This is a genomic window from Alphaproteobacteria bacterium (assembly GCA_019635875.1).
In the GTDB taxonomy this organism is placed as follows: Bacteria; Pseudomonadota; Alphaproteobacteria; order Reyranellales; family Reyranellaceae; genus JAFAZJ01.
In genome coordinates, this window is record JAHBYP010000002.1 from 925,808 (window position 1) to 952,444 (window position 26,637).

At 68.3% G+C, this 26,637-nt stretch carries 30 protein-coding genes; 12 read left to right on the forward strand and 18 right to left on the reverse strand.

The window, feature by feature from the left end:
- The first annotated feature begins 115 nt into the window (after positions 1–115).
- The 3 genes from KF889_10700 (at position 116) to KF889_10710 (ending at position 3,468) form a co-directional block, all read left to right on the forward strand.
- On the forward strand, positions 116–1,243 hold the full coding sequence (locus KF889_10700; protein ID MBX3499903.1) for a zinc-binding dehydrogenase: 1,128 nt from the start codon (positions 116–118) through the stop codon (positions 1,241–1,243).
- Positions 1,244–1,380: 137 nt separating this feature from the next.
- Entirely contained in the window at positions 1,381–2,406 is a 1,026-nt protein-coding gene (locus KF889_10705; GenBank protein MBX3499904.1) for an IS110 family transposase, read from the forward strand.
- Positions 2,407–2,685: 279 nt separating this feature from the next.
- Complete coding sequence (locus KF889_10710; protein ID MBX3499905.1) at positions 2,686–3,468, forward strand: SDR family oxidoreductase; 783 nt, start codon at positions 2,686–2,688, stop codon at positions 3,466–3,468.
- A gap of 6 nt (positions 3,469–3,474) precedes the next feature.
- Here KF889_10710 and KF889_10715 read toward each other — a convergent pair whose 3' ends face one another.
- On the reverse strand, positions 3,475–4,281 hold the full coding sequence (locus tag KF889_10715; protein ID MBX3499906.1) for a helix-turn-helix domain-containing protein: 807 nt from the start codon (positions 4,279–4,281) through the stop codon (positions 3,475–3,477).
- Positions 4,282–4,468: 187 nt separating this feature from the next.
- On the opposite strand from KF889_10715, the gene KF889_10720 reads away from it, so the two are divergent.
- A complete protein-coding gene (locus KF889_10720) occupies positions 4,469–5,305 on the forward strand; it encodes a TauD/TfdA family dioxygenase (GenBank protein ID MBX3499907.1) in 837 nt (278 codons plus the stop codon).
- A 78-nt stretch (positions 5,306–5,383) separates the two neighbouring features.
- On the opposite strand, the gene KF889_10725 is transcribed toward KF889_10720, so the two are convergent.
- The 7 genes from KF889_10725 to KF889_10755 all read right to left on the reverse strand — a co-directional run bounded on the left by KF889_10725 (position 5,384) and on the right by KF889_10755 (position 9,789).
- Positions 5,384–5,686 carry a hypothetical protein gene (locus KF889_10725; protein MBX3499908.1) on the reverse strand — a complete coding sequence of 101 codons (303 nt, stop codon included), beginning with the start codon at positions 5,684–5,686 and terminating at the stop codon, positions 5,384–5,386.
- Between the two features lie 3 nt (positions 5,687–5,689).
- The gene (locus KF889_10730; GenBank protein ID MBX3499909.1) at positions 5,690–5,866 is read right to left on the reverse strand and encodes a hypothetical protein; all 177 of its coding nucleotides are present in this window, start codon (positions 5,864–5,866) and stop codon (positions 5,690–5,692) included.
- A gap of 63 nt (positions 5,867–5,929) precedes the next feature.
- On the reverse strand, positions 5,930–6,208 hold the full coding sequence (locus tag KF889_10735; GenBank protein MBX3499910.1) for a hypothetical protein: 279 nt from the start codon (positions 6,206–6,208) through the stop codon (positions 5,930–5,932).
- Positions 6,209–6,212: 4 nt separating this feature from the next.
- Positions 6,213–7,286, reverse strand: coding sequence for a hypothetical protein (locus KF889_10740; GenBank protein MBX3499911.1), 1,074 nt, complete (start codon positions 7,284–7,286; stop codon positions 6,213–6,215).
- A gap of 119 nt (positions 7,287–7,405) precedes the next feature.
- On the reverse strand, positions 7,406–8,170 hold the full coding sequence (locus KF889_10745; GenBank protein MBX3499912.1) for a hypothetical protein: 765 nt from the start codon (positions 8,168–8,170) through the stop codon (positions 7,406–7,408).
- 66 nt (positions 8,171–8,236) lie between these two features.
- The gene (locus KF889_10750) at positions 8,237–9,286 is read right to left on the reverse strand and encodes a hypothetical protein (GenBank protein MBX3499913.1); all 1,050 of its coding nucleotides are present in this window, start codon (positions 9,284–9,286) and stop codon (positions 8,237–8,239) included.
- A complete protein-coding gene (locus KF889_10755) occupies positions 9,262–9,789 on the reverse strand; it encodes a DUF1176 domain-containing protein (GenBank protein ID MBX3499914.1) in 528 nt (175 codons plus the stop codon). Before KF889_10755 ends, KF889_10750 begins: the two co-directional genes overlap by 25 nt.
- A gap of 129 nt (positions 9,790–9,918) precedes the next feature.
- Here KF889_10755 and KF889_10760 point away from each other — a divergent pair, with 129 nt between their 5' ends.
- The 4 genes from KF889_10760 to KF889_10775 all read left to right on the forward strand — a co-directional run bounded on the left by KF889_10760 (position 9,919) and on the right by KF889_10775 (position 14,673).
- Complete coding sequence (locus tag KF889_10760; GenBank protein ID MBX3499915.1) at positions 9,919–11,700, forward strand: hypothetical protein; 1,782 nt, start codon at positions 9,919–9,921, stop codon at positions 11,698–11,700.
- 14 nt (positions 11,701–11,714) lie between these two features.
- Positions 11,715–12,233, forward strand: a complete 519-nt coding sequence (locus tag KF889_10765) for a hypothetical protein (protein ID MBX3499916.1) — start codon at positions 11,715–11,717, stop codon at positions 12,231–12,233.
- 210 nt (positions 12,234–12,443) lie between these two features.
- Positions 12,444–13,196 (forward strand): phytanoyl-CoA dioxygenase family protein, encoded by a 753-nt coding sequence (locus KF889_10770; GenBank protein ID MBX3499917.1) that lies wholly within the window; start codon positions 12,444–12,446, stop codon positions 13,194–13,196.
- Between the two features lie 298 nt (positions 13,197–13,494).
- Positions 13,495–14,673 (forward strand): CoA transferase, encoded by a 1,179-nt coding sequence (locus tag KF889_10775; protein ID MBX3499918.1) that lies wholly within the window; start codon positions 13,495–13,497, stop codon positions 14,671–14,673.
- A 132-nt stretch (positions 14,674–14,805) separates the two neighbouring features.
- Here KF889_10775 and KF889_10780 read toward each other — a convergent pair whose 3' ends face one another.
- The 5 genes from KF889_10780 to KF889_10800 all read right to left on the reverse strand — a co-directional run bounded on the left by KF889_10780 (position 14,806) and on the right by KF889_10800 (position 18,737).
- Positions 14,806–15,288 carry a VOC family protein gene (locus KF889_10780; GenBank protein ID MBX3499919.1) on the reverse strand — a complete coding sequence of 161 codons (483 nt, stop codon included), beginning with the start codon at positions 15,286–15,288 and terminating at the stop codon, positions 14,806–14,808.
- 12 nt (positions 15,289–15,300) lie between these two features.
- Entirely contained in the window at positions 15,301–16,518 is a 1,218-nt protein-coding gene (locus tag KF889_10785; GenBank protein MBX3499920.1) for an FAD-dependent monooxygenase, read from the reverse strand.
- Between the two features lie 82 nt (positions 16,519–16,600).
- A complete protein-coding gene (locus tag KF889_10790; GenBank protein MBX3499921.1) occupies positions 16,601–16,849 on the reverse strand; it encodes a hypothetical protein in 249 nt (82 codons plus the stop codon).
- Between the two features lie 12 nt (positions 16,850–16,861).
- The gene (locus KF889_10795) at positions 16,862–17,485 is read right to left on the reverse strand and encodes an NAD(P)H-dependent oxidoreductase (protein MBX3499922.1); all 624 of its coding nucleotides are present in this window, start codon (positions 17,483–17,485) and stop codon (positions 16,862–16,864) included.
- Between the two features lies 1 nt (position 17,486).
- Positions 17,487–18,737, reverse strand: coding sequence for an LLM class flavin-dependent oxidoreductase (locus tag KF889_10800; GenBank protein MBX3499923.1), 1,251 nt, complete (start codon positions 18,735–18,737; stop codon positions 17,487–17,489).
- A 193-nt stretch (positions 18,738–18,930) separates the two neighbouring features.
- On the opposite strand from KF889_10800, the gene KF889_10805 reads away from it, so the two are divergent.
- Positions 18,931–19,902, forward strand: coding sequence for a glycosyltransferase (locus KF889_10805; protein ID MBX3499924.1), 972 nt, complete (start codon positions 18,931–18,933; stop codon positions 19,900–19,902).
- 121 nt (positions 19,903–20,023) lie between these two features.
- Here the strand turns inward: KF889_10805 and pip are convergent, their stop codons facing one another.
- Complete coding sequence (gene pip / locus KF889_10810) at positions 20,024–21,034, reverse strand: prolyl aminopeptidase (protein MBX3499925.1); 1,011 nt, start codon at positions 21,032–21,034, stop codon at positions 20,024–20,026.
- Between the two features lie 140 nt (positions 21,035–21,174).
- On the opposite strand from pip, the gene KF889_10815 reads away from it, so the two are divergent.
- Positions 21,175–22,629: a M48 family metalloprotease gene (locus KF889_10815; protein ID MBX3499926.1), complete on the forward strand. Its 1,455-nt coding sequence runs from the start codon at positions 21,175–21,177 to the stop codon at positions 22,627–22,629.
- 81 nt (positions 22,630–22,710) lie between these two features.
- On the opposite strand, the gene groL is transcribed toward KF889_10815, so the two are convergent.
- The 4 genes from groL to KF889_10835 form a co-directional block, all read right to left on the reverse strand.
- Positions 22,711–24,333, reverse strand: a complete 1,623-nt coding sequence (gene groL / locus KF889_10820; protein ID MBX3499927.1) for a chaperonin GroEL — start codon at positions 24,331–24,333, stop codon at positions 22,711–22,713.
- A 34-nt stretch (positions 24,334–24,367) separates the two neighbouring features.
- Entirely contained in the window at positions 24,368–24,682 is a 315-nt protein-coding gene (locus tag KF889_10825) for a co-chaperone GroES (GenBank protein ID MBX3499928.1), read from the reverse strand.
- A gap of 227 nt (positions 24,683–24,909) precedes the next feature.
- The gene (locus KF889_10830; protein ID MBX3499929.1) at positions 24,910–25,050 is read right to left on the reverse strand and encodes a hypothetical protein; all 141 of its coding nucleotides are present in this window, start codon (positions 25,048–25,050) and stop codon (positions 24,910–24,912) included.
- A 4-nt stretch (positions 25,051–25,054) separates the two neighbouring features.
- Entirely contained in the window at positions 25,055–25,399 is a 345-nt protein-coding gene (locus KF889_10835) for a hypothetical protein (GenBank protein MBX3499930.1), read from the reverse strand.
- Between the two features lie 202 nt (positions 25,400–25,601).
- On the opposite strand from KF889_10835, the gene KF889_10840 reads away from it, so the two are divergent.
- Both KF889_10840 and KF889_10845 read left to right on the forward strand, forming a co-directional pair.
- Positions 25,602–26,051: a hypothetical protein gene (locus tag KF889_10840; protein MBX3499931.1), complete on the forward strand. Its 450-nt coding sequence runs from the start codon at positions 25,602–25,604 to the stop codon at positions 26,049–26,051.
- A 143-nt stretch (positions 26,052–26,194) separates the two neighbouring features.
- On the forward strand, positions 26,195–26,620 hold the full coding sequence (locus tag KF889_10845; GenBank protein ID MBX3499932.1) for an Hsp20/alpha crystallin family protein: 426 nt from the start codon (positions 26,195–26,197) through the stop codon (positions 26,618–26,620).
- Positions 26,621–26,637 lie beyond the last annotated feature (17 nt).

A 26,637-nucleotide genomic window follows, 5' to 3' on the forward strand; every position in this document is an offset into this window, starting at 1 on the left:
CGTCGCTCTCCCATACCTGGTACCGCCCCGCTTATAGCCGGGCCGCGATGCAACACGGAACGCTTGTTCGCGTCGGGCGCGCTGGGCATCGTGTCGCCACCACAGGAGGACACGCATGAGCACGGCACTGGAGCTTCGATCCAAGATCAGCAAGGGCGGCGAGCTGGAGATCTCGCTGGCCAAGGTCGACATCCCCGAGCCCGGCCCCGATCAGGTCGTGGTCAGGGTCGAGGCGACGCCGATCAACCCCTCGGACCTCGGCCTGCTGATCGGCCCGGCCGACATGAGCCAGGCCACGGCGTCGGGCAGCGGCGAGGGCATCGTCGTCAAGGCGCAGATCCCGGCGCCGGCGCTGCCGTTCCTCGCCGCGCGGCTCGACCAGTCGATGCCGGTCGGCAACGAGGGCGCCGGCACGGTGGTGAAGGCGGGCGAATCGGAAGCGGCGCAGGCGCTCTTGGGCAAGACGGTGTCGATGGTCGGCGGCGCGATGTACGCGCAGTACCGCAGGATCAAGGCCGTCGAGTGCCAGGCGCTGCCCGAGGGTACCAGCGCCGCCGACGGCGCGTCGTGGTTCGTCAACCCGCTCACCGCGCTGGGCATGACCGAGACGATGAAGCGCGAGAACCACAAGGCGCTCGTGCATACGGCGGCGGCCTCGAACCTCGGCCAGATGCTGAACAAGATCTGCCTGAAGGACGGCATCGGCCTGGTGAACATCGTGCGCAGCGCCGAGCAGGCCAGCCTGCTGCGCGGCATCGGCGCCAGGTATGTCGTCGATTCGACTGCGCCGACTTTCATGGACGACCTGGTGCAGGCGCTGGTCGAGACCGGCGCCACCATCGCCTTCGATGCCATCGGCGGCGGCAAGCTGGCCGGGCAGATCCTGACGGCGATGGAGATCGCCATCAACAAGACGGCCAAGGAGTACAGCCGCTACGGCTCCAACGTGCACAAGCAGGTCTATGTCTACGGCAGCCTCAATACCGGGCCGATGGAGGTGACGCGCAATTTCGGCATCGCCTGGGGCATCGGCGGCTGGCTGCTCACCCCATTCCTGCAGAAGATCGGCCGGCCCGAGCAGCTGCGCCTGCGCCAGCGCGTGGTGTCGGAGCTGAAGACGACCTTCGCCAGCCACTACACCAAGGTCGTGTCGCTGCCCGAGGCGCTGCAGCTCGACAACATCGTCGCCTACAGCAAGCGCGCCACGGGTGAGAAGTACCTGATCAATCCGAACAAGGCTTAGTACGGCACTGTCATTCCGAGCGCAGCGAGGAATCCAGATCCCTCGCTGCGCTCGGGATGATGGGGTGGATGGCCCCCAAACGGCATCGAGCGTGCCACACTGGTGTCGTTGAAGCAGCCAGTCAAAGGGGACCGTCCATGGAACAGGCTATCACGATCGGACTGGACATCGCGAAGAACGTCTTCGAGCTGCATGGCCGCGACGCCAGCGGCAAGGTGGTGTTGCGTCGTCGCCTGAAGCGGGCGCGGATGGCGGAGTTCTTCGCCGGGCTGCCGAAGGCGACCATCGGCATGGAGGCGTGCGGCTCGGCGCACCACTGGGGGCGGGTGCTTCAGGGTCTGGGCCACGAGGTTCGGCTGATGCCGCCGGCCTACGTGAAGCCCTACGTCAAGCGCAACAAGAACGACGGGCGCGACGCTGAGGCGTGCTGCGAGGCGATGAGCCGTCCAGACATGCGCTTCGTGCGGCTGAAGACGGTGGAGCAGCAGGCGGCGCTGTCGCTGCATCGCAGCCGCGAGCTGCTGGTGCGCCAGCGCACGCAGACGGCCAACGCCCTGCGCGCGCTGCTGGGCGAGTTCGGCATCGTGGCGCCGGTCGGCAAGCGCGGCCTGGATCAGCTGCTGGCGGCGATCGGCGAGGACACGGCAGGGCTGCCGCGCTCGGCTCTGATGTCTGCGCGCAGCCTCGCGGCCCATCATGCCCAGCTCGAGACGACGATCGAGGAGCTGCAGGCAAGCATCGTGGCTGAAGCGCGGGCCGACGCCCGGGCGCTGCTGTTGGGGAGCGCGCCCGGGGTCGGCCCGCTCACCGCCCATGCCCTGCTCGCCACCATGCCGGATCCGGCGATGTTCAAGAGCGGCCGCGACTTCGCCGCCTGGCTCGGCCTGACGCCGCACGACCAGTCGAGCGGCGACAAGCAACGCCTCGGCGCCATCACCAAGCAAGGCGACCGCACCCTGCGCCGCCTGCTCGTGCTCGGCGCCACCGCCTGGCTGCGCCACGTCGCCCGCCAGCCCGACAAAGCCTCGCCCTGGCTGCGCCGCCTGATGGCGCGCCAGCACAAGAAGAAGGTGCTGGCCGTCGCCCAGGCCGCCCGCACCGCCCGCATCCTGTGGGCCATGCTCAGGGACAACCAGCCCTATCGCGCTCCGCTCGCCGCCTGAGACGACGAGCCGGCGCCAACCCTTCGCAAGGAGCCAGCAACGATAGATGGCGAAATCGGTAGGCCTACCGGACCGGGAACACTCCCTGCTGTCATCGCCCCTCGAGGGCGTCGGGATGATTGGAGATCACGGCCACGGATACCTTCTTGGCCAGCGGCTCTCACTGCCGCACACACAGGTCGCATACATGACTGCTCCTACCTGCTCGCCAAACGTCGCTACTCACACCTTGCGAAACGGGGGCCGTCCATACATGACAGGAGCGGAGGAGGAGACACCATGCGCCTGGCCAACAAGATCGGCATCGTCACCGCCGCCGGCTCGGGCATGGGCCGGGCCGGCGCGATCCGCTTCGCGAAGGAGGGGGCGAAGGTCGGCGTCGTCGATATCGACCAGGCCGCCGTCGACGCCGTCGTCAAGGAGATCGAGGCGGCGGGCGGCAAGGCGATCGGCATCGCCACCGACCTGCGCCAGGACGACAACGCGCGGCGCATCGTGCGCGAGACGGCGAAGGCGTTCGGCGGGCTCGACTTCGTGTGGAACCATCTCGGCCATCCCGGGCCGGCCGCGGTCGAGGGCATGGACTGGAAGGATTTCGACCTCGCCGTCGATCTCAACCTGCGCTCGCAGATCGTCACCACGGAAGCCGCGCTGCCGGAAATCAAGGCGCGTGGCGGCGGCGGCAGCCTGCTGTTCACCGCCTCGACCTCGGGCCTGCAGGGCTCGCAGTTCAGCCCGATCTACTCGGCGGTGAAGTTCGGTGTGGTGGGCTTCGTGCGCGCGCTGGCCAAGCGCGTCGCGAGGGACGGCGTGCGCGTCAACGCCATCTGCCCGGGCGCCACCGACACGCCGATGCTGCGCGTCTTCGTGGCGCGGCCCGACCAGCAGAGCACCCAGGGCCGCGATCCTGAGGAACTGGTGCGCCTTCGCGCGGGCGCCAACGCCATGGGCCGCCCGGCGCGGCCGGAGGAGATCGCCAACGCAGCCCTGTTCCTGCTGTCGGATGAGGCGAGCTTCATCACCGGCGCCGCCCTGCCGGTCGATGGCGGCACGACAGCGTGATCGCTGTCATCCCGAGCGCAGCGAGGAATCCATGCTGCTGCCTGGATCCCTCGCTGCGCTCGGGATGACAGAGGCGGCCTTCGCGACATCGGCGGCGATGGCGCGGGCCATGGCGGTCAGCGGTCCGGCGTAGCGTTCGCCGGCCTGCGGCTCGCTCAATGCCGAGCGCGGGAAGCGCATCGAGATGCAGCCCAGCACGCGCGCACCCTGCCTGATCGGCACGGCCATGCCGTGCAGGCGCAACGGCCTGGGCGGCACGGTGAAGGCGTAGCCGTCGCGGCGGATGCGCTCGAGCGCGGCGCCGAGCGCCGGGCCCTGGCGCACGCCGATGCTGCGCAGCACGGCGCGGCGGTCCTCGTCCGGGCAGAAGGCCAGCCAGACGCGGCCCAGCGCGCCCACCAGCATCGGGCTCTTGCGGTTGTAGCCGGCGGCCTCGAACGACATCGGGCTCTCGGGCGCCGTCGAATGGCGCACCACCATGGCGCCGGCGCTGGGCGTCGCGAGATACAGCGGCCAGCCGTGCTCGCGCGTGAAGCCGCTCATGTGCGGGATGGCGGCGTCGACCAGGTGGTCGATGAAGCGCACGCCGCCGGCCAGGTTCAGCACGCGATCGGTCAGCCGGTAACCCGCCTCGCGCGAGACGCGCGCGGCGTAGCCCAGGGCGATCAGCGTGTGCAGCAGGCGCACCAGGGTCGGCCGCTTCAGCCCGGTCTCGGCCGCCAGCACCGTGAGCGTGGTCGAACGCCTTCGGTTCAGCGCCTCCAGCACGGCGAAGGCGCGGGCGATCGGCTCGATGACGGTTTGACCGGGCATGGCGGTGGAGACTCCTGAATCTCCTGTCATCCCGAGCGCAGCGAGGAATCCAGGATGCAGCCTGGATCCCTCGCTGCGCTCGGGATGACAGGAAGAGCCTAGTCCGCAATACGGACTCTGTCGACTTTGCCCGGGCGCGGCGGCGGCGGCGGGCCTACAACGGCGGTCGACCACGCGGAGGAAGCCCATGGCCTACCAGACCATCGACGTGCGCAAGCTCACCCCCACCATCGGCGCGGAGATCTTCGGCGTCGATCTCGGCAAGCCGCTCGGCAACCAGCAGTTCCAGGAAGTGCATGACGCGCTGATGGACAATCTCGTGGTCTTCTTCCGCGACCAGAAGATGAGCATCGACCAGCACAAGGATTTCGGCCGCCGCTTCGGGCCGCTGCACACGCATCCCAACGCGCCGATCGAGTTTCCCGACCATCCCGAGATCCTGGTGATCAAGGCCGACGAGAAGAGCAAGCACGTCGCCGGCGAGGAGTGGCACACCGACGTCTCGTGCGATCGCGAGCCGCCGATGGGCTCGATCCTCTATCTCACCGAGGTGCCGGAAGGCGGTGGCGGCGACACGCTGTTCGCCAACATGTACCGCGCCTACGAGACGCTCTCCGACCCGATCAAGCGGATGCTGCAGGGGTTGACGGCGCTGCACGACAGCTCCAAGGCGCACTACTACCGCGTCAAGGCCACCGATCGCGACGACATCAAGTTCCCCAACGCCGAGCATCCGATCGTGCGCACCCATCCGGTGACCGGCAGGCAGGCGCTGTTCGTCAACCGCGGCTTCACGCTCCGCATCCCGCAGCTGCGCAAGGTCGAGAGCGACGCGCTGCTCGAGATGCTCTATCGCCACATCGAGACGCCGGAGTTCCAGTGCCGCTTCCGCTGGCAGGCCGACTCGGTGGCGTTCTGGGACAATCGCTGCACCCAGCACCACGCGATGTTCGACTACTACCCACAGCGCCGCTACGGCCACCGCGTCACGGTCTGCGGCGACAAGCCGTTCTATCGGGCGTAGCGCCCTCGCTGTCGTCCTGAGCGGAGCGAAGGACCTGGCGGTATTGCGATTGGTCGACTGCGAGATCCTTCGCTTCGCTCAGGATGACAGGGTGCGCTTTCCCAGCATCTCCGTCGCCAGCTGCGTCCACTCCTCCTCGAGTGTGAGCTTGGACACCGGGCGGCCGGCGCGGCGGTACCAGCCGCTGGCGTTGCTCATGTCGCCTTCCTGGCGATGCAGATGCGCGTGCACCACGTCGCAATCGGCCTCGCCCTCGTGGCCCTGCACGGTCTCGTGCGCCTTGCTCCAGTCGCCTTGGCGCAGCCACCACAGCGCTTCGAGCGCGGGGCCAAGATCGGTCGGCGCGGACTTGGCGGCCTGGAAGGCTTCGAGTGTCGGCATGGCCTACTCCAGCAGGATGGGCAGCGCCTGTCGGTAGGCGACCTCGGCGCGCTCTTTCAGCTCGGGCAAGGTGCAGCTGCCGATCGGGTGCTGCACCGTGAGGAAGGGATAGTCGGCCAGGCCGAGCACGCGCGCGATGTTGCGCGCCGTGACCTCGAACGGCGTGGTGCACAGCACCACCGCGCGCTTGCCCAGCTGCTCGAAGGTGATTCCGTCGTGCAGACTGCACGTCGAGCAGGACCCTCAATCGCCCAGGCCGGTGATGAGGAAATCCACCTCCTGCGCGACCGAGGTCAGCGTGTTGCCCGGCGCCGGCGCGCTGGCGTTCTTCTTCGAGGCCAGCGTGCGCACCGTGCAGCCGTGACGCTGCACGAAGAGCGCGGCGACCTCGTTCAGCATCTCCTCGGCGTTGAGCTTGCCGTTCTCGAGGATGCCGATGCGCATGCCGTCGATCTTCGCGAGCCTGGGCGCGCGGATCGCCGCGCGCTTGGGCGTGGTCGACATCGGCGAGTAGAGCTGCATGGCGTTAGCTCCTGACGGTGATCGGCTTGTGCTGCATGATCGAGCCGCGACCGCGGCTCCACGAGGGCAGGAAGCAGGAGTGGCCTCCGGCATCGCCGCCGCCCATGGTGATCAGGATATCCTCGGGCGTCAGCCCGCGATGGATGAAGCCCGCTTCGGTGAGCTGGTGCGCAGCCTCGCCGTGCTGAGTCTCATACTCGCGTTCCCGGTACTTGCCGACGCCCTTCATGCCCTCGACCGAGCGCTTGGCCTGGGTGAACAGGAAATCCTGCGCCCGCTCGCGCGACCAGCCGGCATCGCCGACGATCTGCATGTGCTCGGGCGCCAGGATCACCACGCTTTGGCCGAGCGTGATGCAGCCGTAATTGGCCATGGCGTCGGCGACCGAGCCCAGCACCTGCTCGGGCGTGTTGCCGCCGTGGTTCTCGACATTGCAGAAGCCGCCGGCGGCGTAGCAGGTGACGCTCGACGTCCCCTTGGCGTAGCCCTGCGCCTCGCACAGCAGCGGCCAAGGATTGCCGCGCGAGCGCTCGGCGATGCACAGGCTGTACTTGCCGGGATTGCCTTGAGTCGACTTGTCGGAGATGCCCGGCAGCATCTGGAACACGTTGCGCAGGATCAGCCGCACGGCGCGGCCGATCGTGGCGTTGGCGCGATTGCCGGGGCCGAACAGGTTGACGTCGCTGTTCATGCCGATTTCGTCGGCGTACGGGCCGCTGACGATCAGGAGCGGCGCCGAGCCGCCGGTGCTGGCGGTCGAGCCGTGGAAGTTGAAGCCCTCCTGGTCCATCGCCTCGTAGGCGGCGACCAGCACCGGGAAATGCTCGGGCAGGCAACCCGCCATCACCGCGTTGACCGCGGCGGCGTGCAGCGACAGGTCGAGCCCGGTGGCGGGATGACGGCAGATCACCGTCCCGGCCGGCCGCGCGTCGGCTGCCAGCATCGCCTTCACGCGCTCGACCACCGGCGGCACCACGGGCAATCCATCCGTCCAGCCCTGCTCGTAGCACCAGTCGATGGCGGCGAGCAGGTCGTCGGGCACCTCGTGGGTGCGGAAGCGGGCGGCGGCGGTGGTCATGGCGCTTCTGTCATCCCGAGCGTCTCTGTCATCCCGAGCGCAGCGAGGGATCCAGGGAGATGCCTGGATCCCTCGCTGCGCTCGGGATGACAATCAACGCCTCGGCCACGGCGTGGGCCTCACAGATACTTCGCCGGCCGGATCATCGCGCGCCACATATGCGCGACCGGGCTGTTGTCGAAGCCCAGGCCCTCTTCCGGCTGCTTGAAGTTGCGGCCGATGATGTCCTCGAACTCCTCGAGCTCGACATGCACATCGGGGTCGAACGAGTAGATGTCGTGCACGGTGATCATGCGGCCCGACATGTACCATTTGTGGTTCCGCATCCGCTGGTAGTCCGCCTCGATATACGGATCGACCACGTAGTCGGCGCCGAACAGCGTGACGTAGGATTGCGGATACTCGTAGCCCACCGCGGGATCGGCGTAGAAGCGAAGCACCTGGTGGGCGCGGATCGCCCAGGTCACCTCCTCGTCGACATAGGGCTCGACGAGCTGCGCACCCCAGTAGCCGTGATCGCCGCGGATGAAGCCGGCGGCGGCGATGTCGTGCAGCAGGCAGGCCAGCACCATCTTCTCCGACAGCCCACCCTTCACCGCGTGCCGCGCGCTCTGCAGCAGGTGCATGCTGGGCCCGAAGCGCAGCTTGAAGAAGTCGATCAGCGTCGGCTTCTCCGGCATCTTCGGCAGGCGCGGATCGTCGCCCATCAGGATGCGCAGGTTGGAGTTGGCCTTCAGCATCGCGCCGGCATTGGGCGGCGGGCTGAAATCCGCCTCGGCCAGGCTGTGGATGCGCGACTTCACGACGAGGTAGTCGAGCTCGCGCGACTTGCGCGCCTCCAGCGCGTCCGCGCGCTCGTGCAGGGCAAGGGCCGCGTCGTTCATGGCATGTCCTCCGCGATATATCTCGTTGCTCCCGAAACTCACGAGCAGCCTACCACGGCGCGGAAGTCAGCGCTTGGCCCCAGGATTCGCCGATTCGTAAAGATTGATCAGCCGATTCTGCTCGACGATGAAGCCATTGGTCCGTTCGAGCTTGGCACGCAGGAACACCTCGGCGTTGAAATTGGCGTTCAGCACCGGTGCAAGATCGTTCATCGCCGAGGTGGCGACATAGGCCTGGGCACCGCGCACGCCGAGCTTGGCCACGGCCACGCTCGCGCCGACATAGGGGTTGGCGACACCCCACACCTCGCCGACAAGCTCGGCGAATGCGCTCAGCTCCAGCGTCCAGTCCTTGGTGGGCTGCCGTTGCGAATGCGCGATTCCCTTGACCACGATCTCGAGCATTGCGTTGGCGCCGGCCAGAATGCGGCGCGTCTTGGCATTAGCCGGCGTGTCGGGCACCAGTTGCATCGCCTTGGTGAGCGAGAGATTGCCTTCGGCGATCAGCTTCATGCGCTCGGCGTCCGGCTGCCGCATGCCGATGACGCCTTCGGTCACGCCAACCAGCCCTTTGACGGCATTGAAGGCGGCCATAAACTTGGTCTCGAAGTCCGGAATGCGCGCGGCGAGACCGGCCTGCGCGATGTGCGGGGCGAGCGCCTCCGCCGGGATCGCCGACAGGATGTCCGAGAACACGCCGGCAGCAGCATCGCGCCGCAGATCGGCCCATTCCTGGGCGTCGGCACGCAGATCGCGGCGCCAGCGCTGGACCTCGGTGATCTTGGCCTGCAACTTGTCGGCCAGGTCGCGCAGGCGGTCGCGATCGCGCACCGCGTCCTCATAATATTCACGGGTGATGGACGCGCCGGGGTGGACCACGGGTACGCACTTGCCGTCCTTGTTGTAGAAGCCGGCATTGCAGTCGCACACCGCGCGCCTACGGATCGTGCCGTCGGGCATGGTCGTCGTCGTTCGTCGAACGACATAGGCATTCGCCTTGCCGGGACAGGGTTCCTGGGCAGCCGCGTCGGCTGGCATCACCGTGATCAGCAATAGACCCAGCCCGGCGGGAAGGCCAAGGCGTCGAGCCGTCATGGTGGGGGCGTCAGCTTCCATCGCGGGTCCCCCAGCTTGAACTCCTTGCCGTCACAGGGCGGCTTGTACCAGAAGCCCGTCAGCTTGAATTCGCCGCCCGACCACTCGTAATGGCCACCGGCGCCGCAATCGCCGATGCCGCGATGCAGGGCCATAGTGGTGAGCCGCTTGCTGGCTTCGTTGAAGTCCGGGTTCCACACCACATTGGTTGTCCACCACTTCTTGTCACGATTCCACTCGCGGAAGCGATGAAGCTTGGCCTGGGCAGGTTGGGCAGGATCGACCGTGAAGACCAGCCCTCCGACGTTGTAGGCCGCCATCCAGCAGGTGACGAGGACCACCTTGAACTTGGTGTCGAGGTCGAACGACTGCGCGTCCTCCATCGCCTGGTCGATGGTGACGGTGCAGTCCTCCTTGACTAGTGCTGCATCGATTACCGGCTTGGGAATGATCGCCTTGCTTTGGGCAAAGGCGGGCACGGCCATGATCATGCCCAGGCAGGCCACAATCAGCGCACGAAACATCGATCTCCCCCAAACCGACCAAGCGCTCCGCAACACCCGCATCACAAACGAAGCCTCAAGTGAGCCAAAATCCGTGTTTAAAGTAAAGGCGTCCTGCTAGCGTGCCCAAACCAACCGGGGAGGCAGCGCATGCTCCGTCAGGGCTCGAAGACTCTGCTCGGCGCGATGACCTGGCTTTTGCTGGTCTCTGCCGCGACAGGAGACGTCCATGGGCAGGCGGCGCGACCAGCGCTGGCATTCAACGAGCTTACCCACCTGATCATCAGCGACGACGGCCAGTCGGTCCGACTGTTCGGCCGGATGAACGCCGCCGGTCCGCAGGGGCCGGTTCCCTATCTGCAGTTTCTCGCGGCGGCGTTGCTGCTTCCCGAGGAACGGGGCGACCTCGGCGCGCATGGCAGCATCCCCGGCTTCAGCCTCGACGTGACGCCGCAGTCTCTGCAGGCGCTTTCGTCGCTGCGACGGCGGATGAACTCGCCCGAGGCCGAGCAGCTCATGGGCAAGTACTACGCCAATCCCGCCGTCTGGAGGTCGTTCCTTCACGCGAGCCTGCCGCAGATCTGGGAGGATGTCCGGGAAATCCTCAAGCGCCTCCTCTATCAGGGACTCGGACGACGCCAGGCGGATGTCATCATCAACAGGATCAACAGCGTCGAGGATCTTCGCAGGACGCTCGACACACTACTGCGGGAACGTTGGCCCTTTTCGAGTCAGGAGGACGTCGACCACGCCATCGAACGGGGCCTGCACCGGTTTCAGACCAGGGTTGGCAGCGTCTTCTTCTTCCCCGAGGGAACCACCGAGACGCTGTATGGCACGGCCCTCTACTCGGAACCGAAGTACCTTGGGATGCACCGAGACACGCAGCTCGCGCGCGTCGTCTTCGAGGCCGACCTCGCCATCAAGCTGCTGGCCCGATCGGTCGACCTCAAGAAGCGGCTGCCCTTCCATCAGCCCATGATGGAATGGGAGCTGAGGAACTCTACACCGCAAGAGATGTCCGCGCGCCTGCACGGCGGCATCAACGCCATCCAGGTTCACCCCAAGAAAGTCGAGCTCGAGGTCTCTGCCAACGGTCGAATCATCTCCTTCACCAAGGCGGAGATGTTGATCCAGGTAAGGCCATGGGATCAAAGCGAGACGCCCTATGCCGCCCAGTTGAGCTACAGCCAATTCGTGACGGAGCGCTATGGTCAGTACGCGGCGGCGCTCGGAGCGCTATGGGAGTTTCGCGAGGCAGCCAAGATGTTGGCCGTCGCCCGCCATCTGAAGGCCGCGGGCATCCGGCTCTACCTGTCACTGGAGCGCTCTTGGACGGCACCGAAGAGTGTGAAGGCGAATTGGCTTGCAGGCAGCCTGGGTGGCGGTGGCCAGAACTTCTATCTCGTATCGCATTTCTACGGTGGTGTCGGCCTGCAGATGCGTCGCGCCGCTTCGGTCGAACCCATGCCACGCGAGGCCAGCGATCGCTTCAAGACCGCCGCCGAGCAATTGTCGGGCGTGCTCAACACCGCCGATAGCGGCATCTGCATGGACGGCCGTCCGGGCTGCCGACGTGGCGAGTCACTAGGCACCTTGCGGATCAATCTGCCGCCACCAGGTGCCCGATCCATCTCGAAGCCGACGCTTGAACGCATGATGAAGGACCCGGCGACGCGCGCGTTGCTGGATGCGGAAGCGCGCGCCGACAAGGCGATGGTCGAGGCGACGGCGGCGGTACAGGCGAAGGAGAGGGCACTGGCCGTTGCACCGCCAGCGGCGAAGCCGCAATTGCAGGTCGAGCTGGTCCGAGTGCGTCAGACTGAAGCCAATGCCAAGAGCGCGCAACGCGTCGCGCAGATCAAGGTCGCCGACGCCGCCAAGATCATCGACGAGGTGGAATTGCTGCCATCGACGCCCAACAGGAAGTGACGGGAGCATCGTCCTTGACCACCGACCTCGCCCAACCCGCCCCCGGCAAGTCCTGCGGCTCCTGCACGCTGTGCTGCAAGGTTGTCGGCATCGCCGAGCTGAAGAAGCCGGCCGATGTCTGGTGCGGTCACTGCAACAAGGCCAAGGGCTGCAAGATCTACGACACCCGCCCGCAGGAGTGCCGCACCTTCAACTGCCTCTTCCTGCTGCACGCCGACTTCCCCGAGGCATGGCGGCCCAGCAAGTCGAAGCTCGTGCTCTACGGCCAGGGCAACGACGTCGTCGTCCATGTCGATCCCGGCGCGCCCGCCGCCTGGCTGGGCGAGCCGTTCTACACCGCGCTCAAGGGGCTGGCCCAGAACCAGGGGCCGCTGGGCGGCATGGTCAGCGCGCGCATCGGCAGGCGCTGCGTCGTCTTCAAGCCGGATGGGCATATCGACATCGGCACGCTGGAGGCCGACGAGACCATCCGCTTCAGCTTCCAGCACGGGCAGGTCGAGGCGGCGAAGGTCCGGCGGGCGGCTGCGGGGTAGGGCGTCGGTTCCCTCCCTCTCCCCGCCTGCGGGGAGAGGGTTGGGGTGAGGGGCCGGTCCTCATTTGACCACGGCCGCAGTTCGTCGCACGAGCCCCTCACCCTCCCATCGCGCTGCGCGCGACGGGTCCCTCCCTCTCCCCGCAAGCGGGGCGAGGGGGTCATCGGGCGCCGTTCCGCCGGGCGGCGGAGAGGGATAGAGTCGGCCATCATGTTCGAGACGCGACACTGGTCCGAGCTCGTCCGCGACGGCTACACGGTCGTGTCGGGCGCGATTGAGCCCCGCCTGCTGCACGCGGCGCAGGAGGCGGCGTCGGCGCTCGCCGCGCTGCATCCGGGCGGCGACTGGGAGCGCTCGAAGGACGAGTCGTGGCGCGAGATCCGGCACTGCGCGCATCCCGCATTCGGCGCGATCGTGCATGCGGCGCTCGATCCGCTGACGGCTGAGATCCTCGACAGCGCGCCGCCGCTCGAGCCCGTGCAGCTCGCCGCCACCATGCCCGGCTTCGCGCCGCGCGCCCGCATCGGCCGCGCATTCCATGTCGATGGCGGCAGCGGCCCGGCGCTGGGCGTCTTCAACGTGCTGCTGGGTGTGGCGCTGACGCCGGTCGACTCGGACACTTCGGGCGGCTTCCACGTCTGGCCCGGCTCGCACGCGCGCCTCGCGGCGCTGTTCGCGCGGCTTCCGGTCGACCAGCCGGTCCATTGGGGCGAGGCCAAGCTCGCGGGCCAGAAGACGCTGCGGCCCGAGGCACGCATGGTGGTGCCGAGGCTCGCGGCCGGCGACATCGTCGTCGCGCACAGCTTCATCGCGCACGGCACCTCCGCCAACACGACCGATGTGCGGCGTGACATGATCTTCCAGCGCCGCGCCGCGGCGCCGCTGTGGGACCCGTCCACCCAGGGCGCCGCGCGCACGCGCTTCATGCGCGATCCGTGGGCCTTCTTCCGGCTGCCGGTCTGACCTGGCTTTACCTTCCCCCGGAGGGGGAAGGTGGCGCGGAGCGACGGATGGAGGATGTTGAAGTCGGACTCCAGCGTTCGTCTTCGACATCCCCCATCCGCCCTTCGGGCACCTTCCCCCTCCGGGGGAAGGTAGAGTCCATGCGATCGCCCTGCGCTGCCGGCTCGACGCCGACCTGCTCGACGCGCATCAACGCTGTGTTGCGCAGTTATGTCGAGCCGCGCTCGCGGATGAGGTGATAGGAGTTAACTGTCGTCCCGAGCGCAGCGAAGGATGACAGCAGAGGGAGGATCGTGTCGTGACATTGCCGCTCGAAGGGATCCGCGTCATCGAGATCGGCCAGGCGCTGGCCGGGCCGCTGGCCGGCGCGCTGTTCGCCGACATGGGCGCCGACGTGATCAAGATCGAGAAGCCCGATGGCGGCGACGACGCGCGCATCTGGGGTCCGCCCTACGGGCCGGACGGCGAGACGTCGCTCTATTTCTACGGCCAGAATCGCGGCAAGCGCTCGGTGATGCTCGACCTCAAGCGCGCCGCCGACGTCGAGACGCTGCACCGCCTGTGCGAGACCTCGGACGTCCTGATCCAGAACCTGCGGCCGGGCGTGGTCGACGAATGCGGCATCGGGCCGGAGACGATGCTCGAGCGGCACCCCCGGCTGATCTACTGCTCGATCTGGGCCTTCGGCTACCAGGGGCCGATGCGCATGAAGCCGGGCTTCGACGCGCTGCTGCAGGCCTATGGCGGCATGCTGAGCGTCACCGGCCGGCCCGAGGATCCGCCGACCTTCTGCGGCGCCTCGATCAACGACAAGGCCACCGGCATGTTCAGCGTCATCGGCGCGCTCGCCGGCCTGCGCCAGCGCGACAGGACGGGCAAGGGCTGCCTGGTCGACACGTCGCTGTTCGAGTCGGCGGTGTTCTGGGTCGAGGGCCAGGTCAACTCCTATATCGCCACCGGCAATGAGCCCAAGCGCCACGGCACCGGCGGCGCGGTGATCGTGCCCTACCAGACCTTCGACTGCGCCGACGGCAAGGCGATCTGCCTCGCGCCCGGCAACGACCGGCTGTGGGCGCGCTGCGCGGCGGTGCTGGGTCATCCCGACTGGGCGACCGATCCGCGCTACGCCAAAAGCGGCCAGCGCGTCGCCAACAAGGACGAGCTGCTGCCGATGATCGCCGCGGCGATGCGCAAGAAGACGCGCGCCGAATGGATGGAGGCGCTGGAGAAGGCCGGCGTGCCCAACGCCCCGGCCAACAACATCGGCGAGCTCGTGGCCACCGAGCAGCTCGGCGCGGTCGACCTCGTGCACGAGCTGGCCCCACGCGACGGCGAGCCGGGCGGGCTGAAGGTCGTCGGCCTGCCCATCTCCTTCGACCACCACCGCCCGAAATCCATCCGCGCCGCGCCGAAGCTCGGCGAGCACACCGCCGAAGTGCTCGCCGAACTCGACGCCCGCAGCAAGGCCGCGGAGTAGTTGTTCCTTCCCCCGGAGGGGGAAGGTGCCCGAAGGGCGGAAGGGGGATGTCGAAGGCGGACCCCTGCGTTCGTCTTCAACATCCCCCTTCCGTCGCTCCGCGCCACCTTCCCCCTCCGGGGGAAGGGAAGATCAAAACTTCGGCGGCTCGACGTTCTGGTTCCACTCGGGATCTCGGCTGGGGCTGAGCGGCGGGTCGGTGGCGAGCAGGCCCTTGCCGGGGATGAAGTTCACCTCCAGCCGGATGCCGTCGGGATCCTCGAACACGAAGTAGTAGTAGCCCGGCGCCCAGTCGCCCTCGAGCGGGCCGCGATCGATGCGCCCGCCCAGCGCGCGCACCTGCTCGGCCGCTCGATCGACATCCTCGCGCGTGCGCGCGCGCAGGCAGAGATGGTGCAGGCCGACGCGGTTCTGGTTGAAGCGTGCCTCCTGCTGGTCCTCGGCGGCGCGCTGGATGCCGATCGCCGTGCGCCCGCCCACGTGATAGAGGAAGTTGTTGCCGTCATAGACCTTGCGCATGCCCAGGAACGGCAGCAGCCCGGCATAGAAGGCGCGCGCCTTGTCCCACTGGTTCACGGTCAGGATGACGTGCGCGAGGCCGTTGACTTCGATCATGGGCAGCTCCTGTCATCCCGAGCGCAGCGAGGGATCTAGATTCCTCGCTTCGCTCGGAATGACAAAGGCATCGTGCTCATACAGCCATGCGATATTCGCGAGCGAGCGGTCGCCGCTATTGCGCATCGCCTCGTCGCGCTTGGCCTGCTCCGGCCCGTCGGGCAGGTGGAAGCGCACGCGGTTGGCGCGCGAGAGTTCCTGCAGGCGGCTGGCGCGCGGCTTGCGCAGCGTCTCGTAGCGCTTCAGCGCGCCGGGCACGTCGTCGGGCGTCGCGGCCAGCAGGGACGCCAGCGCCGCGCCGTCCTCGATCGCCTGCGCCGCACCCTGCGCCATCATCGGCAGCATGGGATGGCAGGCGTCGCCCAGCAGGGTGACGCGCCGGTCGCTCCAGCGCGGCAGCTCGGCGCGATCGTGCAGCGCCCAGACATAGGTCTCGGGAAACGCCGCGATCAGGCCGCGCACCATCGGGTGCCAGCCCTCGTAGCGCGCCAGCACGTCGGCGACCTCGCCGCGATCGGTCCACGATTCCTGGGTCCAGTCGCCGCGCTCGACGACGCAGACCACGTTCATCATGCGCCCGCCGGCGACCCAGTAGTGCACGACATGCGCCGCCGGGCCCATCCAGTTGTGCGACACCACCTCGATGTCGAGATGGCGGATGCGATCGGCGGGCACCAGCCCGCGCCAGGCGACGCAGCCGGTGAAGCGCGGCTTCTCCGGTCCGTAGAGCGCCGTGCGCACGCGGCTATGGATGCCGTCGGCGCCGATCAGCGCGTCGGCCTCGATGCGCTGCCCGTTGTCGAAGGCCGCGACGACGCGCTCGCCCCTGGGCTCGAGCCCGACCAGCTTGTGGCTGGTGTGGATGCGGTCAGGCGGCATGGCGTCGGCCAGCAGGTTGGCGAGGTCGGCGCGGTGGAAATGGTAGTAGGGCGCGCCGAACGCCGCCTCGACCTCCGGCCCGAGCGGCGCGCGCTGCAGGGTACGGCCATCGTCCCAGCGAAGCTGGTGCACGCCGCGGGGCAGCACGCCGACGCGATCCATCGCCGCGCGCACACCCAGCCGGTGCAGCAGGCGCGAGGCGTTGGGGCTGATCTGGATGCCGGCGCCGATCTCGGTGATGCGCGGCGCCTGCTCGTAGACCCGCACGTCGAAGCCGGCGCGCAGCAGCGCCAGCGCCGCCGACAGCCCGCCGATGCCGCCACCGATGACGGCGATGGTGAGCGCTGTCATCCCGAGCGCAGCGAGGGATCTAGGACGCCCCTGGATCCCTCGCTGCGCTCGGGATGACAGGTGGTTCCCGGGTAGGGACGGCTCACCGGCACGAGCACTTCTTGCCCGGGCCGCCGAAATTCTTCTTGGCGAAGCTCTCGGCGTCGGAGCGGAAGCCGAAGCTGCTGAGCTGGCAGATGCCCGAGCCGCGCGCCGACTTCATCTGGTTGAAGTCGCGCGAATCGACCTCGATCTTGTTGTTGGCGCAGTACACGTAATAGCCCGCGGCATGGGCGCCGAACGGCGCCGCCAGCAGGACGATGGCGATGGCCGCGACGATCGCGTTGCGCATGAAGATCCTCCCCTATCGAACCGCGAGGGCGCGCGCCTCGTCGGATGCCCTGGCCAGCGCTTCGGAGACGTCGCCCGCCGAGGCCAGCGGCGGCAGGCGGATGGTGTCGATGTCGGTGATCCCGGCCTCGTGCAGCCACCAGTCGAAATAGGATACCTGAAAATCGGCGCCGAATTGCGGTGGCTTGCCCGGCGCGTAGATGCCGGCGCTGTAGACCACCGTGGCGCGCTTGTCGCGCAGCAGGCCCGAGTAGCCCTGGGCGCGGTCGAGGTTGAACAGCAGGCCGGGCTGCATGATGACGTCGATGTAGTGCTTCAGCCGGTAGGGGATCGAGCCGTTCCACATCGGCACGCTGAAGACATAGCGCTCGGCGCCGCGGAAGCGCTCGACGACGGCGAGCACGGATTGCCACGCCGCGCGCTGGGCGTCGTCGGGCCGGCCCTGGCGCATCACCGCGAGCTTGGCGGCGACCATCTGGTCGTCGAAGACCGGCAGCTCCTCGCGCCACAGGTCGAGGGTGTCGATCGTGAAGTCGGGGTGGTGGGCGCGGAACGCCTCGACATAGGCCGCGGCGACGGTGTTGGAGCGCGAGGTGGCGCCGCGCGGCGAGCCCACGACATAGAGAAGACGCGCCATGTCAGTCGTCGCCCGCCTTGGCCGTCGTCTTCGTCGCGGCTTCCTTCCCGGCCATCTTGGCCTTCAGCTGCTCGGGCGTCAGGCGCACGATGTGCTCGTTCTGGTGGCTGTAGATGTCGTATTTCTGCACGTCGAGATCCTCGAGCACGATCTCTCGCGACAGCACCTTGCGCTTCCAGTCGGCGTGCTCGGCCTCCGCGGCGTGGAACTCCGGCATGACCTCCTTGGCGAAGAGCTCGAGCGATTCGCAGATGTCCTGGTGGCTGGTCCTGCCGGCCTGGTTCAGCAGGATCACCTGGTCGACCCGGCTTTGCTGAAACTGGCGCAGCTTCCTGCGGATGGTCTCTGGCGAGCCGATCAGGCCGGACTCCAGCGCCTTCTTCTCCTCCGGTCCGCCCTTCCAGCTCTGGTACTCCTGCCACAGGTCCGAGGTGCCGGGCGCGTCGACGCCTTTGCGGCCATAGTAGCTGAGCGCGAAGATGAAGAACGTCCAGCCCGCCGCCTTGGCTTCGGCCTCCGCGTCCGTGGCCGCGCACATGAAGCCCGACACCATCGCCACGTTGGCATTGCTCGGGTAGTCGGCGAGCTTGCGCGGGTTGTTCAGCAGGTTGTTGTAGTACTTGTGGACCCAGGCCCGCGCCGCCTCCGGGGTGACGAAGGTGAAGCCCAGCGCGCCCATGCCCCATTCGCCGGCCTTGCCGATGGTCTGGATGTTGGAGCACGCCACCCACAGCGGCGGGTGCGGCTTCTGGTAGGGCTTGGGAATGACGTTGCGCGCCGGGAAGTCGTAGTACTGGCCGTGGAACTCCCAGCTCTCCCTGGTGAACATCGGGATGATGGCCTTGACCGCCTCTTCCCACCGCTCGCGCTTGTCGCGCACGCGGATGTTGAAGGGATGCAGCTCGGCCGGCCCGGCCGCCTCGCCCATGCCGAGATCGACGCGCCCGCCGCTCAGCAGGTCCAAGGTCGCGACCTTCTCGGCGACGCGATGCGGCTGGTTGGTGGTGAGCTGGATCACGCCGTGGCCCAGCCGGATGCGCCGGGTGCGCTGGCTGGCGGCGCCGAGGAAGACCTCGGGCGCAGAGGAGTGCGAGTACTCCTCGAGGAAATGATGCTCGACCTCCCAGGCGTAGTCGTAGCCCAGCCGGTCGGCGAGCTCGATCTGGCTCAGTGAATCCTGCAGCAGCTGGTACTCGCTCAGCGCGTTCCACGGCCGGGGCAGCTGGTGCTCATAGAAGATGCCGAACTTCATGCCTGTTCTCTCCCGTGCCGGCGATTGGACGGCCCGCTCCGCTGCGAGTCAATCGCGTGCGTGTTCGCGATCAGTAATCTGACCAAGAAGTTATGGCGATCAACGGCGAAACCCTGTAAGAGCGATGCACCGGTGCAATGAACAAACCTAACGTGTTGTCGCACAACAAGCTTGCCACCGAGTCGGCGCGCTGATGGCCTTCAGCCATTCCTTCGTGGTGCCGTCCTACAATCACGGCCAGTTCATCGGCGAGACCATCGAGTCGTTGCTGAACCAGGAGCTGCCGGGCTCCGAGATCGTCGTCTGCGACGATCACAGCACCGACAATTCGCGCGACGTGATCGAGCGTTATCGCGACCGCATCCGCATCGTCCATCCGCCGCATCGCATGGGCATGATGCCGAACTACAATTTCGCCACGGCGCAGGCGACCGGCGAATGGGTGTCGCTGCTGGGCTCCGACGATCGCGCGCAGCCCGGCTTCGCACGCCTGATCCGCGAGGGTGCCGCGCGCACGCCCAACACCGTGGTGGTCACCGGCGATTACGACCAGATCGACGGCGAGGGCCGCAGGATCCGCACCGAGCGGGTGCTGTCGGTGCGGCCGGTCACCCGGCCGCCGGAGACGTTCTATACCCAGCTCGCCGCGCCCAAGGTGCCGCCGGTGGCCAACGCCTTCCATCGCCCGTCGTGGGAGAAGGTCGGCGGCTTTCCCGAGAAGGCGACCCTGATCGGCGACTGGGGCCTGTGGCTGCGGCTGGCGCCGCTGGGCGATTTCGTGCACGTCGCGCAGCCGCTGGCCGAGTACCGCGTCAGCTACCGGCCCAACATCGCCTACGAGCGCCGCATCGAGGCGCTGCGCGACGACGTCTACATCGTGCTGACCCTGATCCCGGAGATCGCCGGGCAGATCCCCAACGTCGACATGAAGTATGTCGCGATGGCCAGCCGCGTGCGGCTGCGCTCGCTGATCGCCGGCTACAGCAAGCTGCTGAAGCCCGACGACCGCGCCTTCGCCGTCGAGATCCTGCGCGACTGGGCGGCCCGCACGCGGCTCGAGCACATGCTCGAGCGCTTCGCCCGCGGCGAGACCATCGCCTCCGGCTGGCGCGACAGCACCCTGCGCCGCATCCTGCGCGACATCTACAAGGCGCTCAGGCGCTGAGGCGAACCCCGTCGTCCTGAGCGCAGCGAAGGACCTTGCGGTGTCGCGGTCACACACCGGCGTAGTGGCCGATCGCGCCACCGCAAGGTCCTTCGCTGCGCTCAGGACGACGGTAGCGTCGTCACTCCTGCCAGGGGAAGCGGGGCAGGAAGAGGTCGGTGCTGTAGCGCGAGAGGCGGTAGTTCTCGGTGGCGTTCACCAAGGCGGCGCGGATGCCGGGCTCGAGCGCGGAGTGGCCGGCGTCGGGCACGACGACGTAGCGCGCCTCCGGCCAGGCCCGCACCAGCTCGTCGGCGGTGACCGGCGGGCAGACCGCGTCGTAGCGGCCCTGCACGATGGTGCAGGGCAGGTGGCGGAAGCGATTGATGTCGCGCCACGGCCAGCCTTCGGCGAGGAAGACGCGGTTGATGAAGTAGTGCGCCTCGATGCGCGCCAGCGCCAGGGCGAAGCCGCCGCCATCGGCCTCCAGCGCGCCGCGCGCGCTGGGGTAGAGCGTCGAGCAGGTCGCCTCGTAGCGGCTCCAGGCGCGCGCCGCGGCGCGGTGGCGCACCGGGTCGGGATCGGTCAGCCGCCGGTAATAGGCGGCCAGCAGGTCGGAGCGCTCGCTGGGCGGCAGGTGCTCGGCGAATTCGCGCCAGGCCTCGGGGAAGATGTTCCGCATGCCGTGCAGGAACCACTGCACCTCGCTGTCGCGGCCCAGGAAGATGCCGCGCAGGATGAAGCCGATGCAGCGCTCGGCATGGCGCGAGGCGTAGGCCAGCGCCAGGGTCGAGCCCCACGAGCCACCGAACAGCAGCCACTGCGCGATGCCCAGATGCCGCCGCAATTTCTCCAGATCGTCGATCAGGTGCGCCGTGGTGTTGTCGGTGACGTCGCCCAGCGGCAGCGAGCGGCCCGAGCCGCGCTGGTCGAAGATGACCACGCGGTAGAAGGCGGGATCGAAGAAGCGCCGATGCACCGGCGCCGAGCCGGCGCCCGGCCCGCCGTGCAGGAAGACGACCGGCACGCCCTCGGGATTGCCGCTCTGCTCCCAGTACAGCGTGTGGCGGGGATCGACCTGCAGCATGCCGGAGGCGTACGGCACGATGTCGGGGAACAGCTCCGACCGTAAGGGGTTCTCCGACCGCGGCATATGCTAGGCGATAACGCTCCCGTGTGTGCCGTCGGGGCAGGGTTTCGCGACCGCGACGCGGGGCGATATTATGCGATCGCCGGTGGCCGTCAACGCGCTCGCGCGGCGACATCGGGGCACTTCTTGGATCGAGGTCTTGAATGGCGGCGCAGCTGCGCGGAATTCTCTCCTGGATTGCCTTTCGCGACCGGCAGCGCCGGCGTGCCGCCGGCCCGCTGCGCCTCGTCCTGGCGCTGCTCCTCGCCGCCGGACTCGCCGCCTGCCAGACGCCGCAGTCGAACGGCCGGGCGTCAACGCCGGGCGAGGGTCGCGCCCAGGCGGCCAATGATCCGGCCTCGATCTATGTCCGCGGCGTGTTCGACCGCCTGGTCACGGCCAGCGGCGAGCAGCGCAACTGGAACATCTCCGTGCTCAACATCCCCGACGTCAACGCCTTCGCGCTGCCCGACGGGCGGGTCTACGTGACGCGCGGCCTGCTGGTGCTGCTCGACAACGAGGCGCAGCTTGCCGCCGTGGTCGGCCACGAGATGGCGCATGTCACGGCGCGCCACGCCGAGCAGCGCCGCGCCCTGCGCCAGCGCAACGTCGAGGCCGCCGTCTCGGTGGCGCGCACCACCGGCGACCCGCGGCTGGCGCGCGACGTGGTGGCGCTGGGCGTGCTCGACGAGCGCGCCTATTCGCGCGACCAGGAATTCGAGGCCGACCGCATCGGCATCGCCATGATCGGGCGCGCCGGCTACGACGTCGACGCCGCAATCGCGGCGCTGACGAGGCTGCGCGAGCACGACCTGCTCGAGGCGCGGCTGGCTAGCCGCTCGCCCGACGCCATCGATTCCGCCGCCAACATGATGTCGACGCATCCCCGCACGATCGATCGCGTCAAGGCGGCGCGCGATCTGGTGGCGTCGCGGCGGGCCGGCGGCGAGGTCAACCGCGACAAGTACCTCGACGCCATCGACGGCATGCTGTTCGGCGACGAGCCGCGCCAGGGCTTCGTGCGCGGCCGCTCCTTCCTGCACCCGGAGATGGGCTTCGCCTTCACCGTGCCGCCGGGCTATCGCCTGCGCAACAGCCCGAGCTCGGTCATGGCGCTGGGTCCCGACGAGTCGGGCATGCTGTTCACCTGCCGGCCCGGCGCCGGGGAGGGGCCGATGGTCGACACCATGCGCCGGCTGCTGCCTTCGGTGAGCCTGGCCGACGCGCGCGCCACGACGATCAACGGCATGGAGGCGGCGATCGGCCGCCGTCCGCGCGGCGCCGGCCAGGACGAGGATTTCCGCGTCGTCGCCATCCGCTTCACGCCCAATGTCTGCGTCTTCCTGATGCGCTCGACCGCCTTCAAGCAGCCCGACCGCGGCGAGGAGATGGTGCGCGCGGCGCAGAGCTTCCGCCGCCTCGCCCAGAACGAGCGCGCCGAGCTGCGGCCGTTCAGGCTGAAGGTGCACACCGTCGCCGCCGGCGACACGCCGCGCAGCATCGCCGCGCGCATGCCGCTGGGCGAGAGCTCGCTCGACTGGTTCAGCACGCTCAACGGCCTGCAGCCCGGCGCGAGCCTGCAGCCCGGGCAGCGGGTGAAGACGGTCGTGATGGATTGAGCGCCCCGTCGTCGCGGGCGCAGTCGCGACTGCGCCAGGCCTGGCCCGGGCACTGCGGCCCGGGCCCTTCCTCTCCCCTGCCTAATAGTCCCCGTCCGGCGGCATCGCCGGCGTGCTGTCCTTCTTCGGGATCTCGGCCACCAGGGCCTCGGTCGTGATCAGCAGTCCGGCGATGGAGGCGGCGTCCTGCAGTGCGGTGCGCACCACCTTGGCGGGGTCGATCACGCCGATCTGCACCAGATCCTCGTACACGCCGGTGGCGGCGTTGTAGCCCCAGCTGTACTGGCCCTTCTCCAGCAGGCGGCCGATGATCAGCGAGCCGTCCTCGCCGGCGTTGACGGCGATCTGACGCGCCGGCGCCTGGATGGCGCGCCGCACGATGTCGATGCCGGCCCTCTGGTCGGCGTTCACCGGCGTTAGCTTGTCGAGCGCCCTGGCGGCGCGCAGCAGCGGCACGCCGCCGCCGGGCAGGATGCCTTCCTCGACCGCCGCGCGCGTGGCATGCAGCGCGTCGTCGACGCGATCCTTGCGCTCCTTGACCTCGACCTCGGTGGCGCCGCCGACGCGGATCACCGCGACGCCGCCCGCCAGCTTGGCCAGCCGCTCCTGCAGCTTCTCCCTGTCGTAGTCCGAGGTGGTCTCCTCGATCTGCGCCTTGATCTGCGTGATGCGGCTCTTGATGGCGTCCTTCGAGCCGGCGCCCTGCACGATCGTGGTGTTGTCCTTGTCGATCGAGACCCTCTTGGCACGGCCCAGCATCTGCAGCGTCACTTTCTCGAGCTTGATGCCGAGATCCTCGGCAATCATCGTGCCGCCGGTGAGGGTGGCGATGTCCTCGAGCATCGCCTTGCGGCGGTCGCCGAAGCCCGGCGCCTTCACCGCCGCGACCTTCAGGCCGCCGCGCAGCTTGTTGACCACCAGCGTGGCCAGCGCCTCGCCCTCGATCTCCTCGGCGACGATCAGCAGCGGCTTGCCCGACTGCACCACGGCCTCGAGCACCGGCAGCATCGACTGCAGGCTCGAGAGCTTCTTCTCGTGGATCAGCACATAGGCGTCCTCGAGCTCGGCCCGCATCTTCTCGGGATCGGTGACGAAGTAGGGCGAGACGAAGCCGCGGTCGAACTGCATGCCCTCCACCACCTCCATCTCGGTGGTCAGCGCCTTGGCCTCCTCGACGCTGATCACGCCTTCGTTGCCGACCCTTTCCATCGCCTCGGCGAGATAACGGCCGATCTCGGTATCGCCGTTGGCCGAGATGGTTGCGATCTGCGCGATCTCGTCGTTCCTGGTGACCTTGTGGGCACGGCTCTTGATGTCGGCGACCACGGCGTCCACGGCCATGTCGATGCCGCGCTTGAGATCCATCGGGTTCATGCCGGCGGCCACCGCCTTGGCGCCCTCGCGGACGATCGCCTGGGCGAGCACAACCGCCGTCGTGGTGCCGTCGCCGGCCACGTCGCTGGTCTTGCTGGCGACCTCGCGCACCATCTGCGCGCCCATGTTCTCGAACTTGTCGGCGAGCTCGATCTCCTTGGCGACCGTCACGCCGTCCTTGGAGATGCGCGGCGCGCCGAAGCTCTTGTCGAGCACGACGTTGCGGCCCTTCGGACCCAGCGTCACCTTCACCGCGTTGGCGAGGATGTCGACGCCGCGCAGAATCCGCTCGCGCGCTTCGGTGGAGAACCTGACTTCCTTGGCGGCCATGACCGATCCCTCCCTTGGTGATGTGGCGATTGGTTCAGGCGGCGCGTCGCGTCGGTGCCTTCCGGGCGAGCACGCCCATGACGTCGCTCTCCTTCATGATCAGGAGTTCCTCGCCGTCGATCTTGGCCTCGGTGCCCGACCACTTGCCGAACAGGATGTGGTCGCCCGGCTTCAGATCGATTGGGGTGAGCCGGCCATGCTTGTCGCGCGTCCCCGGGCCGACGGCGATCACCTCGCCCTGCATCGGCTTTTCCTGGGCGGTGTCGGGAATGATGATGCCGCCGGCGGTCTTCTGGTCGGCATCGATGCGGCGCACGACGACACGGTCGTGCAACGGGCGGAAATGCATGCAGTTCCTCCGGTTGCAGTCGCTGATGTCATGAGCCCCGGCCTCGCGGCCAGGGGATGAACCCCGATGTAGACAGGCGGCTTCCGCCTTCAAGATTCCTTGATGAAAATATTCACCGCGACTTCAGCGAAAGAGTGGCGGCCCTCCGCGCGATCGAAGGGCCGCCGAGGATGCGATGCCGGGAAAGGGACGTGCCTTCGCTGGCGGAAGGAAACCCGGCACCGGATTCAGCTGCCGCGCGCCGGCGCGAGGCGACGGGGACGCAGGCGGGCGAGCCCCCGCATCAGGCGTCCCGGCAGGTCGAAGACAAGCGCCAGCGCGACCAGGAAGATCGCCGCCGGCGCCACGACCAGCATGTGACCGAACATGGCGTCACGCCGCTCCCGCCATGGCCAGCGACGGCGCCGGCATGAACGGCACATCGCGCATGGGCGGGCGCTGAGCGGCACCGCCGCGCCGGGGCGGCGTTGGCGCGTCGAGCGCGGCCAGGGCGGCGAAGATGTCGCCGACCTTCACCGGGCGCAGGCTGCCGGGTGCCAGACGCAGTGTCGGATCCGACTCCACGGCGCAGGCGTCGGAAGCCCAATGGGCGAGAATGGACCGCTTCTGCTGGAGACTGAGCGCGGGATCGTCGATCACCGCGCCGGGATGGGAATAGCGCGAGGCGGGCGAGATCACCCGGCCATCGGTACTGCGGCCGTCGCCGTAGCCTTGCATGACGCTCCTCCTTCATGGCTGGCGCATCCCGGCCGTCGCCGGGATACGCAGGATGATGATCGGGATGCCGGACACCCGGATGCGGGCGCCTGCGTCGGGTGAGATAGTGCAGGTGCGCAAGTGGTCAAGGGACGTACCCCTTGAAAATTCGCGGCGGCGAACTTGATCTTCCGTCGTCCCATTTTCTCGATGGAGGTCAGGCATGATCGAAGGGTCGGCGACTGTCCAACGGCCGCGTCCGCCCGCGTATCTCCAGGCGCTCGACGATGCGCCCTGGGGCAACATCCTTGTCCATCAGCCCGATGCCGCCGAGGCGCTGGAATTGCAACGCATCCTCAGGATTGCCGGCTATCGCGTCGTGGGCCCGGCCGCGAGCCAGGCGGATGTCGAGCGCTTCATGGAGCGCAACGAGATCGACTGCGCCGTGATCGATGCGCGGGCGGGGTTCGAGCTCGGCGCACTGCTGGACGAGCGGTCGATACCGTTCATCGTCGTCTGCGGCGATGCGGCGGGCGCGCTCTTCTGGCGGGCCGCGGGTCGGACTCTGGTGCCGCGACCCTATCGCGCCGGTGAGATCCTGCGTGCGATCCATCAGGCCGTGCGGCGCCGGGTGACGCGCGAGCCGCCGCCCCGCAGTCGTCTGGATTCGTGAAGCGCGCCTCTTGAAGGGACGGACGCTCCGCCTAAATCGTCGCTCGCGGGGCATTCGTCCCGTTCCTTTCGTCTTCACCATCCGTCCGGCAGACCCGCGGCGGCTGCGCGGTCTGCGTCGGACGAGCATCGCAGGAGGCCGTCATGGCGGGTCTGTACGCGCATCCGTTCGGCGCGCTGCTGGATTTCCAGAACGCGCTCGACCAGCTTCGCTCCAGCGACTGGCTCGCCAGCGGGCCCAGCGCCCAGGGCGCCTATCCGCCGCTCAACGTCTTCCGCAAGGGCGACGACCTGGTGATGGTCATCGAGGTGCCCGGCGTAAGGAAGTCGGACCTGCGCATCGAGGCCAAGGGGCGCACCATCCGCATCGCCGGCACCAAGGATGTCGGCCGCGACGACAAGGCGAGCGTGCACCGCCTGGAGCGACGCGGCGGCAGCTTCGACCGCGCCGTCACCCTGCCGATCGAGATCGACGCCGAGAGCATCAAGGCGGAATGCCGCGACGGCATCCTGGCGCTCTTCGTGCCGCGCGCCGAGAGCGACAAGCCGCGCAGCATCTCGGTCGCCTGACCATCCACCGTCAACGA

What these genes read in the sequence shown, in the direction of transcription:
- KF889_10700 (MBX3499903.1), top strand. Translation starts at nt 116, where the DNA reads ATGAGCACGGCACTGGAGCTTCGATCCAAGATCAGCAAGGGCGGCGAG.
- KF889_10705 (MBX3499904.1), top strand. Translation starts at nt 1,381, where the DNA reads ATGGAACAGGCTATCACGATCGGACTGGACATCGCGAAGAACGTCTTC.
- KF889_10710 (MBX3499905.1), top strand. Translation starts at nt 2,686, where the DNA reads ATGCGCCTGGCCAACAAGATCGGCATCGTCACCGCCGCCGGCTCGGGC.
- KF889_10715 (MBX3499906.1), bottom strand. Translation starts at nt 4,281, where the DNA reads ATGCCCGGTCAAACCGTCATCGAGCCGATCGCCCGCGCCTTCGCCGTG.
- KF889_10720 (MBX3499907.1), top strand. Translation starts at nt 4,469, where the DNA reads ATGGCCTACCAGACCATCGACGTGCGCAAGCTCACCCCCACCATCGGC.
- KF889_10725 (MBX3499908.1), bottom strand. Translation starts at nt 5,686, where the DNA reads ATGCCGACACTCGAAGCCTTCCAGGCCGCCAAGTCCGCGCCGACCGAT.
- KF889_10735 (MBX3499910.1), bottom strand. Translation starts at nt 6,208, where the DNA reads ATGCAGCTCTACTCGCCGATGTCGACCACGCCCAAGCGCGCGGCGATC.
- KF889_10740 (MBX3499911.1), bottom strand. Translation starts at nt 7,286, where the DNA reads ATGACCACCGCCGCCGCCCGCTTCCGCACCCACGAGGTGCCCGACGAC.
- KF889_10745 (MBX3499912.1), bottom strand. Translation starts at nt 8,170, where the DNA reads ATGAACGACGCGGCCCTTGCCCTGCACGAGCGCGCGGACGCGCTGGAG.
- KF889_10750 (MBX3499913.1), bottom strand. Translation starts at nt 9,286, where the DNA reads ATGGAAGCTGACGCCCCCACCATGACGGCTCGACGCCTTGGCCTTCCC.
- KF889_10755 (MBX3499914.1), bottom strand. Translation starts at nt 9,789, where the DNA reads ATGTTTCGTGCGCTGATTGTGGCCTGCCTGGGCATGATCATGGCCGTG.
- KF889_10760 (MBX3499915.1), top strand. Translation starts at nt 9,919, where the DNA reads ATGCTCCGTCAGGGCTCGAAGACTCTGCTCGGCGCGATGACCTGGCTT.
- KF889_10770 (MBX3499917.1), top strand. Translation starts at nt 12,444, where the DNA reads ATGTTCGAGACGCGACACTGGTCCGAGCTCGTCCGCGACGGCTACACG.
- KF889_10780 (MBX3499919.1), bottom strand. Translation starts at nt 15,288, where the DNA reads ATGATCGAAGTCAACGGCCTCGCGCACGTCATCCTGACCGTGAACCAG.
- KF889_10785 (MBX3499920.1), bottom strand. Translation starts at nt 16,518, where the DNA reads ATGACAGCGCTCACCATCGCCGTCATCGGTGGCGGCATCGGCGGGCTG.
- KF889_10790 (MBX3499921.1), bottom strand. Translation starts at nt 16,849, where the DNA reads ATGCGCAACGCGATCGTCGCGGCCATCGCCATCGTCCTGCTGGCGGCG.
- KF889_10795 (MBX3499922.1), bottom strand. Translation starts at nt 17,485, where the DNA reads ATGGCGCGTCTTCTCTATGTCGTGGGCTCGCCGCGCGGCGCCACCTCG.
- KF889_10800 (MBX3499923.1), bottom strand. Translation starts at nt 18,737, where the DNA reads ATGAAGTTCGGCATCTTCTATGAGCACCAGCTGCCCCGGCCGTGGAAC.
- KF889_10805 (MBX3499924.1), top strand. Translation starts at nt 18,931, where the DNA reads ATGGCCTTCAGCCATTCCTTCGTGGTGCCGTCCTACAATCACGGCCAG.
- pip (MBX3499925.1), bottom strand. Translation starts at nt 21,034, where the DNA reads ATGCCGCGGTCGGAGAACCCCTTACGGTCGGAGCTGTTCCCCGACATC.
- KF889_10815 (MBX3499926.1), top strand. Translation starts at nt 21,175, where the DNA reads ATGGCGGCGCAGCTGCGCGGAATTCTCTCCTGGATTGCCTTTCGCGAC.
- groL (MBX3499927.1), bottom strand. Translation starts at nt 24,333, where the DNA reads ATGGCCGCCAAGGAAGTCAGGTTCTCCACCGAAGCGCGCGAGCGGATT.
- KF889_10825 (MBX3499928.1), bottom strand. Translation starts at nt 24,682, where the DNA reads ATGCATTTCCGCCCGTTGCACGACCGTGTCGTCGTGCGCCGCATCGAT.
- KF889_10830 (MBX3499929.1), bottom strand. Translation starts at nt 25,050, where the DNA reads ATGTTCGGTCACATGCTGGTCGTGGCGCCGGCGGCGATCTTCCTGGTC.
- KF889_10835 (MBX3499930.1), bottom strand. Translation starts at nt 25,399, where the DNA reads ATGCAAGGCTACGGCGACGGCCGCAGTACCGATGGCCGGGTGATCTCG.
- KF889_10840 (MBX3499931.1), top strand. Translation starts at nt 25,602, where the DNA reads ATGATCGAAGGGTCGGCGACTGTCCAACGGCCGCGTCCGCCCGCGTAT.
- KF889_10845 (MBX3499932.1), top strand. Translation starts at nt 26,195, where the DNA reads ATGGCGGGTCTGTACGCGCATCCGTTCGGCGCGCTGCTGGATTTCCAG.